13 protein-coding genes are annotated in these 11,856 nt (G+C 66.8%); 7 read left to right on the forward strand and 6 right to left on the reverse strand.

From position 1 onward, the window contains the following. Positions 1-67: 67 nt before the first annotated feature. From motB to msrB, 4 genes are all read right to left on the reverse strand, one after another. Positions 68-1,225: a flagellar motor protein MotB gene (gene motB, locus AC1POX_RS04000; protein ID WP_005911263.1), complete on the reverse strand. Its 1,158-nt coding sequence runs from the start codon at positions 1,223-1,225 to the stop codon at positions 68-70. A 10-nt stretch (positions 1,226-1,235) separates the two neighbouring features. Beyond that, positions 1,236-2,090: a flagellar motor stator protein MotA gene (gene motA, locus AC1POX_RS04005; protein ID WP_008573335.1), complete on the reverse strand. Its 855-nt coding sequence runs from the start codon at positions 2,088-2,090 to the stop codon at positions 1,236-1,238. Positions 2,091-2,187: 97 nt separating this feature from the next. Next, positions 2,188-2,676: an MliC family protein gene (locus tag AC1POX_RS04010; RefSeq protein ID WP_029820359.1), complete on the reverse strand. Its 489-nt coding sequence runs from the start codon at positions 2,674-2,676 to the stop codon at positions 2,188-2,190. A 346-nt stretch (positions 2,677-3,022) separates the two neighbouring features. Next, positions 3,023-3,487 carry a peptide-methionine (R)-S-oxide reductase MsrB gene (gene msrB, locus AC1POX_RS04015; RefSeq protein ID WP_011348688.1) on the reverse strand — a complete coding sequence of 155 codons (465 nt, stop codon included), beginning with the start codon at positions 3,485-3,487 and terminating at the stop codon, positions 3,023-3,025. 239 nt (positions 3,488-3,726) lie between these two features. Between msrB and AC1POX_RS04020 the strand changes: the two genes are divergently transcribed. Beyond that, positions 3,727-4,155, forward strand: coding sequence for a hypothetical protein (locus AC1POX_RS04020; protein ID WP_372173060.1), 429 nt, complete (start codon positions 3,727-3,729; stop codon positions 4,153-4,155). A 113-nt stretch (positions 4,156-4,268) separates the two neighbouring features. On the opposite strand, the gene AC1POX_RS04025 is transcribed toward AC1POX_RS04020, so the two are convergent. Then, positions 4,269-4,748 (reverse strand): Lrp/AsnC ligand binding domain-containing protein, encoded by a 480-nt coding sequence (locus AC1POX_RS04025; protein ID WP_007963043.1) that lies wholly within the window; start codon positions 4,746-4,748, stop codon positions 4,269-4,271. A 148-nt stretch (positions 4,749-4,896) separates the two neighbouring features. Between AC1POX_RS04025 and AC1POX_RS04030 the strand changes: the two genes are divergently transcribed. Next, positions 4,897-6,186: a D-amino acid dehydrogenase gene (locus AC1POX_RS04030; protein ID WP_029820356.1), complete on the forward strand. Its 1,290-nt coding sequence runs from the start codon at positions 4,897-4,899 to the stop codon at positions 6,184-6,186. Further along, positions 6,186-7,283, forward strand: coding sequence for an alanine racemase (alr, locus tag AC1POX_RS04035; protein ID WP_218489805.1), 1,098 nt, complete (start codon positions 6,186-6,188; stop codon positions 7,281-7,283). Before AC1POX_RS04030 ends, alr begins: the two co-directional genes overlap by 1 nt. 219 nt (positions 7,284-7,502) lie before the next feature. Here alr and AC1POX_RS04040 read toward each other — a convergent pair whose 3' ends face one another. Further along, positions 7,503-8,078 (reverse strand): DUF3016 domain-containing protein, encoded by a 576-nt coding sequence (locus AC1POX_RS04040; protein WP_372356784.1) that lies wholly within the window; start codon positions 8,076-8,078, stop codon positions 7,503-7,505. 249 nt (positions 8,079-8,327) lie between these two features. Between AC1POX_RS04040 and AC1POX_RS04045 the strand changes: the two genes are divergently transcribed. The 4 genes from AC1POX_RS04045 (at position 8,328) to AC1POX_RS04060 (ending at position 11,831) form a co-directional block, all read left to right on the forward strand. Then, positions 8,328-8,774: a hypothetical protein gene (locus AC1POX_RS04045; protein ID WP_029820354.1), complete on the forward strand. Its 447-nt coding sequence runs from the start codon at positions 8,328-8,330 to the stop codon at positions 8,772-8,774. Beyond that, positions 8,761-9,051: a hypothetical protein gene (locus AC1POX_RS04050; RefSeq protein ID WP_008578030.1), complete on the forward strand. Its 291-nt coding sequence runs from the start codon at positions 8,761-8,763 to the stop codon at positions 9,049-9,051. Before AC1POX_RS04045 ends, AC1POX_RS04050 begins: the two co-directional genes overlap by 14 nt. 105 nt (positions 9,052-9,156) lie before the next feature. Further along, complete coding sequence (locus tag AC1POX_RS04055; RefSeq protein ID WP_372356785.1) at positions 9,157-11,193, forward strand: PAS domain-containing hybrid sensor histidine kinase/response regulator; 2,037 nt, start codon at positions 9,157-9,159, stop codon at positions 11,191-11,193. A gap of 329 nt (positions 11,194-11,522) precedes the next feature. Continuing rightward, the gene (locus tag AC1POX_RS04060; RefSeq protein ID WP_372356786.1) at positions 11,523-11,831 is read left to right on the forward strand and encodes a DUF3247 family protein; all 309 of its coding nucleotides are present in this window, start codon (positions 11,523-11,525) and stop codon (positions 11,829-11,831) included. The last annotated feature ends 25 nt before the right edge of the window (positions 11,832-11,856 follow it).

Here is an 11,856-nt window from a genome sequence, read left to right on the forward strand (position 1 = left end):
TCCCGGTGTCGAGTGCCTGGCGAATCCGGAAAATCCCGGCCCGCGCCACCAAGCCTGCCGGCCTGCGTTACCGCTTCTCCACCGCCGCTTCGGCCGCTTTGGCGAGCGCCGTGGCAGAGGCCACCTGCGCGCTGGACGACATGCGTGGTCCTGCCGGACGCGCAGCAGCAGTTCCTGCCGATGCCAGGGCCGGAGCCGGGGTCGCAGCCGCGGCGGCGGCGACTGGCGGGGCCGCGGCCGGTTTTGCGCTTTCGGCAGGCGTCCCCACGGTGGCGGTGCCGGTGGCCGCGGCGCCGCTCAGATCCGGCACCTGGGTGTCGGCATCGTGCAGCGACTTGCCCAGTGCCACGCCCTGGTCTGCGCCGGCCAGCGCTGCGTTTTCGGCGTCCTGGGTCATCACCACGATACTGATGCGGCGGTTGATCGGGTTCTGCGGATCGGTCTTGTCGAACAGCACCGACGAGGACAGCCCCACCACACGCGTCACCTTGGCATCGGACATGCCCCCGGCCACCAGGGCGCGGCGCGCGGCATTGGCGCGGTCGGCGCTGAGTTCCCAGTTGGTGTAGCCGGCATCGCTGCTGTAGGCGGTGGTGTCGGTATGGCCGGTGATGCTGATGTGGTTGGGCACCTGGTTGATGAAGCTGGACAGCTCGCGCAGGATCGCCACCGTATACGGCTTGAGCTGGTCGCGGCCGATGTCGAACATCGGGCGGTTCTGCTTGTCCACGATCTGGATGCGCAGGCCATCTGGCGTGAGGTCCAGCAGCAGCTGGTCCTTGAACGGCTCCAGCGCCTGGCTCTTGTCGATGGCCTCCTTCAGGTCCTGCATCAGCGCTTCCAGGCGCCTCTTGTCCTTGGCGCGGCTGTCCACGTCGGTATCGGCCGCGTTGTCGCGCTTGCGGCCCATTTCGTCCTTCTGTCCCTTGGCCATGTCGGCGGTACCGCCGAGCTTGATCATCGAGGTGCTGGCGCCACCGGGTCCGTTCATGCCGGGCGAAGGCGCCGGCGATTTGCCGGACAGCGGGCTGGGGTTGCGGAAGTATTCGGAGATCGCCGCGCGCTGTTCCTTGGTGGTGGCCGCCATCAGCCACAGCACCAGGAAGAAGGCCATCATCGCGGTCACGAAGTCGGCAAACGCCACCTTCCAGGCGCCGCCATGATGGCCGCCACCCTGTACCTTCTTGACCCGTCGGATGATGACGGTGGATTTGGCCTCGGCCATGACCGCGGCCCTACTTGATCGTTTTCAGGTGCGTTTCGAAATCGCCGAAGCTCGGACGCACGTTGGAGGGCAGGGTCTTGCGCGCGAATTCCAGCGCGATCTTCGGGTTGTAGCCACGCAGGCAGGCCAGCAGCGCGGTCTTGACCGCTTCGTAGATGCGTCCGTCCTGCTCGGCCCGCGCTTCCATCGCCGCCGACAGCGGCGACACGAAACCGTAGGCCAGCAGGATGCCGAGGAAGGTGCCCACCAGCGCGGCGCCGACGTGGTGGCCGATCTCCTCGATCGGCCCGCCGATCGAGCCCATGGTGATCACGATGCCGAGCACCGCCGCCACGATGCCGAAGCCGGGCAGGCCGTCGGAGACCTTGCTCAGCGCATGCGACGGCGCCAGGGCTTCGTGATGGTGTTTTTCCAGTTCCAGTTCGAGCAGCGGTTCCAGCTCGTGCGGCTCGATGTTGCTGCCGATCATCAGGCGTAGGCAGTCGGTGATGAAATCCAGCAGGTGATGGTCGGCCACTACCTTGGGGTAGTTGCCGAAGATGGTGCTGTCCTGCGGCTTTTCGACGTGGTCTTCCAGCGCCATGAAGCCGTCGCGGCGCGCCTTGTTCAGCAGTTCGTAGATCAGGCTCAGGGTGTCCTTGTAGTCCTCGGACTTGTACTGCGGGCCCTTGAACACGCCCATGATGCCGCTGAGGGTTTCCTTGACGATCTTGCCCGGCGTGCTGACCAGGAACGCGCCCAGCGCTGCGCCACCGATGATCATCAGCTCGTACGGCTGCCACAGCGCGCCCAGCTTTCCGTGCGACAGCACGTAGCCGCCGAGGACGCTGACGATGACGACGATGAAGCCAACGATGATGAGCATGGCGCAGCCGGAAGCAAACTGGGGTTGCTAGTGGTTTCGGCTTGCGCGGCCGATTCTTGAAGCGCGTGGCGTGAAGACGTGCGCTGTAGCTGAATGTCTAACCGATTGTGGTGGCGGTCTCATGCACGCATCTGATCGCCTCGCCGCCTGCCAGCGACAGTGTCGCTTCGCCGGCGTGTTCCCAGAATTGGTTGCCCTGTGCATCGGCAAAGCGCGCCCCGGATGCTGCCTGGGCACTGAGCAGGATCAGCCTGCGGTCGTCGAGGGTCAGCTGCAGGGCATCGGTGGCCGCATCGAAACGTGTCGCGACCGTGCGCGGGCCGCAGCGCCAGGCCACCGTCTGCGCGGGAAGCGCGGGGTCGGCCGCCGCCGCCGCTGGAGCGGGCGTCTTGGCCGGACGCGGCAGCGGGCCGGTCACGCTGGCGTCGGTGCCTGTGGCAAGCGGGCGGGCATCGGTTTGGACACCGGCTGGCTGGGCATGTGCGGGCTTGCCCGCCTGCGCTGCCGGGGGCGGGCTACCTGCGCTGCAGCCGGCGAGTGCGGCCGCCAGCAGGCCGGTGAGCATCAGGGATGAGGACGTGTGCATCTGCGTACTCCTGCCTGGTTCGGATTGCCGCCGTGTTTGCGGCGGTTGGGACCTGGGGCGCCGGGCCCGGCGCCCCAAGGGCCTGCATCTTGCGCGCCGGGGCCGGGACGGCCTGCTACGACTAAGCATGCGACCGCTTTACCGCAGGGACCTAGCCTGCGTGTGGGCGGCCGTATGGAAATCAAGCCGTATCTGCGTCTCGCGCGCCGGCAACCGATCTGCACATCGACATTGCCGGCTCGAGCCGCGTGCAGGCGGTGCCTGTCATGGCGCGCAAAAGCGCAGGCAGGCGTTGTTTACTTCCTCCCGGGCATTGCAACGGCGGTGGCCCACAGACGCGGCGCCATCAGGCCGGTTGCGCCTCGGCACCTTGGCGCTGCAGCGGGTTCGGCAGGGCCTGGCCGTTTTCGGTGAAGCCCAGCGAGACCGAGTTCAGGCAGTGGCGCTCGCCGGTGGGCGGCGGGCCGTCCGGGAACACATGGCCCAGGTGGCTGTCGCAGCGCGCGCAGACGATTTCGGTGCGGATCATGCCGTAGCTGGTGTCGCGGATCTCGCGCACATGGGCCGGGTCGTAGGGCGCAAAGAAGCTCGGCCAGCCCGTGCCGGACTCGAATTTGGCGCTGGAACGGAACAGCGGCAGCCCGCACAGCCGGCAGGTGTAGACACCGTCCAGCTTGTTGTCCAGAAACACCCCGCAGAACGGCGCCTCGGTGCCATGGTGCAGCAGCACGCGCTGTTCCTCGTCGCTGAGCCCGGCGATCAGGGCATCGCGTTGGGCGGGGGAGGGAGGGGTCAGATCGAACTGGCTCATGGGGCTCTCGCATGCGCTCGCCAGCGGGGTGCCGGCGCCTGCTTCCGTGATGTGGGCAGTGTCGGGGTGGTTCAACCGGTGAGACGCAGCCAACGGCCTGCCACTGCGGCGGAGGTCAGCCCTTCTTCGCACCGCAACCACCTTGCGAAAGCGTTCATCCCCTGGCCGGTCGCATGCATTGCCGCAGCGTCCTTGCGCCCCAATCACTGCATGACCCTCGAACACGCAAGGTGCCTGTCATGGCGATCCACGCATCAAGCCGCCGCGTTCTGCTATGCGTTCTACTGACGCTGACCGGCGCGGTGGCGGCGCAGTCGGCCACCACCACGCGCTCATCCACGACCTTGCAGCCCATCACCACGCCGACGCCCGTCCCGCCCACGGTAACGCCGCCGCGCGCGCTGCAGCCGGCGCCTTCGGCCGCACCGGTGCCTTCGCAACTGGGGCAACGCTCGGTCGCGCCGAGCATCCCCACGCATGGGCCGGCACAAATGCCGGTCGCGCCTGCCGGCAGCCAGGTGACGCCGACCAAGGCGATGGTCTACGACCGCAACGGCCGTCTGCTGCAGGGCATGCAGCCGGCCGGCGCCAACCGGGTGCTGGATACCAAGACCGGCCGCTACTACGACGCGGTGCCGGCGGGCGATGGCATGCGCGTGGTGCGCTGACAGCAGCAGCGCGATCTGATGGCGCCAACCGCCAACCGCCAACCGCCAATCGCCAATCCCGAATCCCGAATCCCGAATCCCGAATCCCGAATCCCGAATCCCGAATCCCCGCCTCAATCGGCGATCGGCAACGCCAGCGTCTCCTTGACCTCTTCCATCACGATATAGCTCTTGGATTCGCGCACATGCGGCATGGTCAGCAAGGTGCTGCCGAGCAACTTGCGGTAGGACGCCATCTCGCTGATGCGCGCCTTGAGCAGGTAGTCGAAGTCTCCGGAGACCAAGTGGCACTCCAGCACGTTGGGCAGCTTCAGCGCGGCGCGGCGGAATTCTTCGAAGATGTCGCCGGACTTGTAGGCCAGGCTGATCTCCACGAACACCAGCAGGCTGGCCTTGAGATAGTGCGGGTCCAGCCGCGCGTAATAGCCGGTGATGGCGCCGTCGCGCTCCAGCCGGCGCACGCGCTCGGTGCACGGCGTGGTCGACAGGCCGACCCGTTCGCCCAGTTCGGTGAACGAAATCCGCCCCTCCTGCTGCAGGATGCGCAGGATCTTGCGGTCGATCTTGTCCAGCTCGCGGGCGCGGGTGCTCATGGGGTTTGTCTGCGCAGGGTTTGGCAGGAAGTTTCACTGCAAAGCCGTGCCGATTCCAGAAATGGCACTGCCTGGCCCGCAATATACTGCGTCTAACTGTCCCCCTCGGCGTGTGGTTGTGGGGGAATGCCCTTTTCAGGAGAACGACATGCGTGTGCTCATTCTCGGCAGCGGCGTCATCGGCGTGACCAGTGCGTGGTACCTGGCGCAGGCCGGTTGCGAAGTGACCGTGGTCGACCGCCAGCCGGCAGCGGCGCTGGAGACCAGCTACGCCAACGCCGGCCAGCTGTCGTTCGGCTACACCTCGCCGTGGGCGGCGCCCGGCGTTCCCGGCAAGGCGGTGAAATGGCTGTTCGAGCAGCACGCACCACTGTCGATCCGCCCCACCCGCGATCTGCGCCAGCTGGCCTGGCTGAGCCAGATGCTGCGCAACTGCACCGCCGAACGCTATGCGGTGAACAAGGCGCGCATGGTGCGCATGTCCGACTACAGCCGCGATTGCCTCAACGCCCTGCGCGCCGAGACCGGCATCGAATTCGAAGGCCGCCAGCTTGGCACCACGCAGTTGTTCCGCACCCAGCAGCAGCTGGATGCGGCCGCGCAGGACATCGAGGTGCTGGCCCAGTACGGCGTACCGTACGAGCTGCTGAGCCCGGCGCAGATCGCGCAGTTCGAACCCGGCCTGGCCGGCGGCGGCGCGCAGATGGCCGGCGCGCTGCGCCTGCCCGAAGACCAGACCGGCGACTGCCGGCTGTTTACCCAGCGCCTGGCCGAACTGGCTGCGCAGGCGGGGGTCACGTTCCGCTACGGGCAACAGATCGAGCGGCTGGAGCACGGCGGCGGCCAGGTCAGCGGCGTGCAGATCGATGGCCGCATGGAAACGGCCGACCGCTACGTGCTGGCGCTGGGCAGCTATTCGGCCGATTTGCTGCTCTCGCTCGGCCTGCACCTGCCGGTGTACCCGCTCAAAGGCTATTCGCTCACCATCCCGATCGTCGATGCGCAACGCGCGCCGACCTCCACCGTGCTGGACGAGAGCTACAAGATCGCGCTCACCCGTTTCGACGACCGCATCCGCGTCGGCGGCATGGCCGAGGTGGCTGGCTTCGATCTGTCGTTGAATCCGCGTCGTCGCGCCACCCTGGAAATGGTCGTCAACGACCTGTTCCCCGGCGGCGGCGATCTGGCCCAGGCCGAGTTCTGGACCGGCCTGCGCCCGGCCACCCCGGATGGCACCCCGGTGGTGGGCGCCACGCCCTATGCCAACCTGTTCCTCAACACCGGGCATGGCACGCTGGGCTGGACCATGGCCTGCGGTTCGGGGCGCTACCTGGCCGACCTCATGCAGGGCCGCACGCCGGAGATCGATACCGAAGGTCTGGACGTGTTCCGCTACCTGTCGCCGCGCAGCGCGCGCGCGCAGCGGGAGGCCGCGTAGTGCGTCCTGCGCAAGCGTCGATCGATCTGGAGGCGTTGCGCCACAACTACCGCCTGGCCAGGCGCCTGGGCGGCAGCAAGGCGCTGGCGGTGGTCAAGGCCGACGCGTACGGGCATGGTGCAGTGCGCTGCGCGCAGGCGCTGGAGCCGGAAGCCGATGGCTTTGCAGTGGCCTGCATCGAAGAGGCGCTGGAACTGCGCCAGGCCGGCATCCGTGCGCCGATCCTGTTGCTGGAGGGATTTTTCGAACACGACGAGTTGCGCCTGATCGCCGAGCACGATCTGTGGACGGTGGCGGCCACGCAGCAGCAGGTGCGCGCGCTGGCCGAGTTCCAGAGCCCGCGGCCGTTGCGGGTGTGGTTGAAGATGGACAGCGGCATGCATCGGCTGGGCCTGTCGCCGGAGGATTTCCGCGCCGCCTGGTTGCGCCTGCGCGGGCTACCGCAGATCGCCTCGCTGGTGCTGATGACCCACCTGGCACGTGCCGACGAGCTGGACTGCAGCCGCACCGACGAGCAGGCGGTGGCCTTTGCGCTCACCGCCGGCGGCATGCGCGCAGAAACCAGCCTGCGCAATTCGCCCGGCCTTCTTGGCTGGCCGGCGCTGCGCAACGATTGGTCGCGCCCCGGGCTGATGTTGTACGGCGCCAACCCGTTCCCGCAGCACACCGAGAACACCGCGCAGCTGCGTCCGGTGATGACGCTGCGCTCGCGCATCATTTCGGTGCGCGAGTTGCCGGCCGGCGAGCCGGTGGGCTACGGCGCCCGCTTCGTTGCCGAACGACCCACGCGCGTCGGCGTGGTGGCGATGGGCTATGCCGACGGCTATCCGCAGTTCGCGCCCAACGGCACCCCGGTGCTGGTGGACGGGCAGATCTGCCCGTTGATCGGTCGCGTCTCGATGGACATGCTCACCGTGGACCTCACCGACCACCCGCAGGCCGACATCGGCACGCCGGTGCAGCTGTGGGGCGACGCACCGCAGGTCAGCGCGCTGGCAGCGCAATGCAACGTCAGCGCCTACCAGCTGCTTTGCGGGCTCAAGCGGGTACCGCGGAGCTATGTGGGTGAGGCGGCAGTAGGCAAACTTTCAGCGTAGGTGCATCCCTTCTTCCCCACGGAGAAGGTGGCGCGTAGCGCCGGATGAGGGTGCGAGCGAAGCTGCGTGCAGTTTGAATGCTGCGCGCGGTACCTCCTCCCCCAACCCCCGCTCCGCGCGCCGGCCTGCGCCAGCGGCGCAGTCGCACCAAGGCACGCGCGCCAGTGGCGCGCAAGCTGTGCCGTGGCGCCCGACGGGAGAGGGGCTTTCAGCGGCAACTCACAACCCGGCGGTACTGCGATCGCCACGGAACTGCTTGCGCACCCAATCGTCGATCATCGCCTTCTCGAAGCGCAGCGGATCGCTGTCGGTCAGGCGCGGTCCGCTCATCAGAAAGGCCGAATCCACCAGCTTGCGTTCGCCCTGGTCGATCACGCGGCCATCGGCGCCGGTAAGCGTGTAGGTGAAGCTCAGGCGCGGCGGGTAGATATCCTTGACCACGCGCACGTCCTGCATGCGCGGCCCGTGCCAGGGCTCGTACTGGCCGGCGCGGCGGATGTCGGTGATGGTCACGCTCAGATGCTGGCCATCGGGCAACTGGCGCGCTGCGCTCTTCTGAAAGTGGGTGGCCAGCTGGGTCACCCAATCGCCGCGTTGCGCCTCCCAACGGTTGCCGCTGAAGCGCATCTCGGAGAACTGCGCAGGGTCGGTCCAGCGCACGTCCACCTTGCCGTCGCTGCCGAGCGCGCGCGGCGCATCGGGGTCGGTGACGTTGCGCACCCCGGCCTGCACACCGGTCGCGGCAAGCACACCCGCCAGCAGCAGGCTGGCGCCGGAAAGATTGGAACGTTTCATCGAAAGCCTCCAAGCGGAAGGTACGGTGTGTACCGGCTGTTTTCGCAGTGTGGGGGCGCCTCAGAACGCCCGCAACGCGCTGCACGCCTGGGTTCGTCACCACGTTGCCGCGCGGTTAATCAGCTTGCGGAACACCATGACGGCGGGTTCACTGCGCCTGCGCCCGCGCTTCACGGCACAGCCCGGAAGATCGCCAGCATGGACACCCACACTTTCCGCACAAAATCAGCGTCTTCGGCGCCGGCTCACATGCCGTCGGATGTGCGTTTGCAATTCATCGACTGGGCCAAGCAGCACGGGCACAACCCCGCCTCCGGCGCGGCCGCTTTCGTGGCACTGCAGAGCGAGGTCGACCTGGATCTGGCCACGCGCGCGCTGCAGCTGGAGCCCGGTGCCGATCCGCGCGCGGCGCTTCGCGAGCATCTGGCTGCACTGGCGCGCCAGGTGGATGTGGCCGTGCAGTTCCCGCCGGTCTACACCTATACCGCGGCCAATGGCCTGGATTACCGCTACTCGCTGATGCTGGTCATTGCCGAAGATTGCGTGGAGTGGACGGGCCGGGTCTGGCACGACCTGGACTACCAGGGAATGCTCACCGGCCGTGGACAGGGTCCGCGTGCTAACTACACCCAGCTGGCGCGCATGGCGCTGGAACATGAGCTTGATCAGGAGCGTCCCCGTTATGTCCAGGCATGAACTCGAACTGCAATTGCCGGTGGGCGCGCAGATTGCCGGTGGGGAAGACGGCTTCAGCCAGCGCTGCCGCGAGGAATGCGCGCAGATGGGGGTGGCCCGGGTCCGCCTGTTGCTGCTTGACTCCGATTACGCACGGTCCACCGCCTGGCGCGAGGAAGCGCAACGCTGGATGGACGAACAGCTGCGTCGCGAGGGCGAATGGGTGTTTCGCGGCGTGATCGCCGGCATCGTGGTGCTGGCAACCTGCATCGGATTCGCCGCCACCACCTTGTGGTGAACACGGGGCTGGGCGAGGAAAGCGTGAACTTGCCCAGCCCCACGTGCACCCGCTGACGACATCAGGCATGGTTTCATCTGCCCGTCATCCGCTCCGGCAGCATCCGTGGTTTCCGATTTGAGCACTCCTTCTTCCAGCCCCACGCTGGCTGCCGCACTGCCGGCCGCCATCGCCGAGCCGTTTCTGGACCCGGCGATGTATCACGAGATTTTCCACAACATCGATGCCGGGTTTTGCGTCATCGACATGGAGTTCGACGGCGAGCAGGCGGTGGACTATGTGATCCGCACCACCAATGGTGCCTTCGAGCGCTACACCGGCCTGTCGCCCAACGCACTGAACGTCTCCATCCGCACCCTGCTCCCCGAGCACGAGCAGGAATGGTTCGACCGCTACGGCCACGTCGCGCGCACCGGCAACCGCATCCACTTCGAAATGCAGGCCAAGGCGCTCAAGCGCTGGTATTCGGTGGATGCGTTCCGGGTCGGGCAGCCAGAGCAGGCACGGGTGGCGATCCTGTTCATGGACATCACCGAGCGCAAACGCGTCGAGCGCGAGCTGGCCGAGAGCGAGGCGCGCTTCAGTGCGCTGGCCGACGGCTTGCCGATGCCGGTCTGGGTGCTGGACGCGCAGGGCGTGGTGCGCTTCGTCAACAGTGCGTATGGCGAATTTTTTGGCCTGGATATTTCCAGCGGTACGGTGTCGGCGTGGAGCGAACTGCTGCATCCGGACGACTTGCCGACGTTCCAGTTCGAGTTGGCCGCATCGCTGCAGGAACAGCGCGGCCTGCGCGCGCTGGTGCGTGCGCGCCGCCATGATGGGCAGTGGCGCTGGATCGAAATGACCGCAACCCCGCGCTATTCGGCCGACGGCCGCTTCATCGGGCTGGCCGGCAGCAGCCCGGACGTGACCGAGCAGCGCGAGATCGAACTGGCGCGCGAACAATTGCTGGAATCCGAGCGCAGCGCGCGCAACGAGGCCGAAAGCATGGCGCGGTTGAAGGACGAGTTCCTGGCCACGCTGTCGCACGAACTGCGTACCCCGCTGACCACCATCCTGGGCTGGAGCGAGTTGCTGCTGCAGCGGGTCGAAGAAGGCCAGCCGTACTACAAGGGGCTGTCGGTGATCGCCAGCAGCGCACGCGCGCAGAAGCGGCTGATTTCCGACATGCTCGATCTCAGCAGCATGTTGCTGGGCAAGGTGCAGCTGGAAGTCGAATCGCTGGATCTGGTCGAGCAGGTGCGCGAAGCCTTGAACACCCAGGAACTGGCTGCCGAAGGCAAGGACCAGGTCCTGGAGCTGCACGTGCCGCCCACGCCCTGCCTGGTGCTTGGCGATGCCACGCGCCTGCAGCAGGTGTTGTGGAACCTGCTGTCCAACGCAATCAAGTTCACCCCGGCACATGGTCGTATCGACGTCAAAATCGAGCGCGACGATGGGCATCTGGTGGTCTCGGTCTGCGATTCCGGCGACGGCATTGCAGCCGAATTCCTGCCGCACCTGTTCGGTCGTTTCCGCCAGGCCGACGGCACCACCACGCGCCAGCATGGCGGGCTGGGTCTGGGCCTGGCCATCGTGCAGCAGTTGGTGGAAATGCACGGCGGACAGGTCGGCGCCACCAGTGGCGGCCGTGGCAAGGGCGCGACCTTCACCGTGCGGCTGCCGGAACATATTCCCGACCAGGCCAAGCGCCCACGCCGCGAGCTGCGGCGGCGTCTGATGTCCGAACAGATCGTCGAAGCGCGCGCGCTCAATGGCTTGCGCCTGCTGGCGGTCGAAGACCAACCGGACATGCTCGATTATCTACGGCGTCTGCTCGAAGAGCAGGGCGCCGAAGTGGTGGTCGCCGGCAGCGCCACCGATGCGCTGGCATTGATCGATCATCGTGGCCACGCGCGCTTCGATCTGATGCTGACCGATATCGGCATGCCGGGCATGGACGGTTACGGCTTGATCCGTACCGTGCGCGAAAACCTCGGGCTGGATGCCACCGCGTTGCCGGCCGTGGCAGTCACCGCGCTGGCCCGCGAAGACGACCGCAAGCGCGCGCTGGAGTCCGGGTTTCAGGAACATCTGGCCAAGCCCTACAGCGTGGCGCAATTGGTCACAGCCGTGCGTGCCGCGCGCCAGGCGGTGGAGTAACCGGCGCGCAGCGCACAGCTGCGCAGCGAGTCACCGCAAGGTGGTGAGGCGACGCGTTGAATATGCAGTAGCGTGTGTGGCTTGCGTACCTGGCGTCTTTCCATGAGGCGCCGATCTGCCCCAGAACAACCGATCGTCATGCGACGCACAGGTGGTTTCGTGGATGAGCCTTTCACCACCGTCGCAGCATGGCCGCGCGAGAAGACGGGTGCGTGCGCATGCCGCTGGGTGCCAACAAACGCCCTTGCCGATCACCGGTACACGACGTTTTCTGCCTCTTTCACGCATGCTGGCCTAGCGTGGTGCGCTCAGCTTACGGAGATCGCGCAATGCCCAAGTATGCCCCGCACGTGTATTCCGAACAGGTCCAGATCGCCACGCTCGAACATTGGGTGTCCCTGCTCGATGGTCAGGATCGTGTGCGCATCGAACTCGACGACGGCAGCATGATCAGCGGCACGGTTGCCGTGCGCCCAAGCCTGCAGACCTATCTGGACGAACACGACAACGAGGGATTGAACGGTCAGCTGCGGCTGGACCAGCTGGATGCATCGCAAGAGCCGCAATGGATCTGGATGGACCGGATCGTGGCGGTGCACCCGTTGTTGCTGGGCGCCGATCCGCAAGTCATGCCGTGACGGTGGTGTGTTGACGGTGTGTTTA

It is taken from the genome of Xanthomonas sp. NCPPB 3442 (assembly GCF_056725145.1).

Bases quoted from the DNA above. Each gene is read 5' to 3' on its own strand.
- msrB (WP_011348688.1), bottom strand. From the start codon at position 3,487: ATGAGCCAGTTCGATCTGACCCCTCCCTCCCCCGCCCAACGCGATGCC.
- motB (WP_005911263.1), bottom strand. From the start codon at position 1,225: ATGGCCGAGGCCAAATCCACCGTCATCATCCGACGGGTCAAGAAGGTA.
- AC1POX_RS04020 (WP_372173060.1), top strand. From the start codon at position 3,727: ATGGCGATCCACGCATCAAGCCGCCGCGTTCTGCTATGCGTTCTACTG.
- AC1POX_RS04025 (WP_007963043.1), bottom strand. From the start codon at position 4,748: ATGAGCACCCGCGCCCGCGAGCTGGACAAGATCGACCGCAAGATCCTG.
- AC1POX_RS04010 (WP_029820359.1), bottom strand. From the start codon at position 2,676: ATGCACACGTCCTCATCCCTGATGCTCACCGGCCTGCTGGCGGCCGCA.
- motA (WP_008573335.1), bottom strand. From the start codon at position 2,090: ATGCTCATCATCGTTGGCTTCATCGTCGTCATCGTCAGCGTCCTCGGC.
- AC1POX_RS04040 (WP_372356784.1), bottom strand. From the start codon at position 8,078: ATGAAACGTTCCAATCTTTCCGGCGCCAGCCTGCTGCTGGCGGGTGTG.
- AC1POX_RS04060 (WP_372356786.1), top strand. From the start codon at position 11,523: ATGCCCAAGTATGCCCCGCACGTGTATTCCGAACAGGTCCAGATCGCC.
- AC1POX_RS04050 (WP_008578030.1), top strand. From the start codon at position 8,761: ATGTCCAGGCATGAACTCGAACTGCAATTGCCGGTGGGCGCGCAGATT.
- AC1POX_RS04045 (WP_029820354.1), top strand. From the start codon at position 8,328: ATGCCGTCGGATGTGCGTTTGCAATTCATCGACTGGGCCAAGCAGCAC.
- AC1POX_RS04030 (WP_029820356.1), top strand. From the start codon at position 4,897: ATGCGTGTGCTCATTCTCGGCAGCGGCGTCATCGGCGTGACCAGTGCG.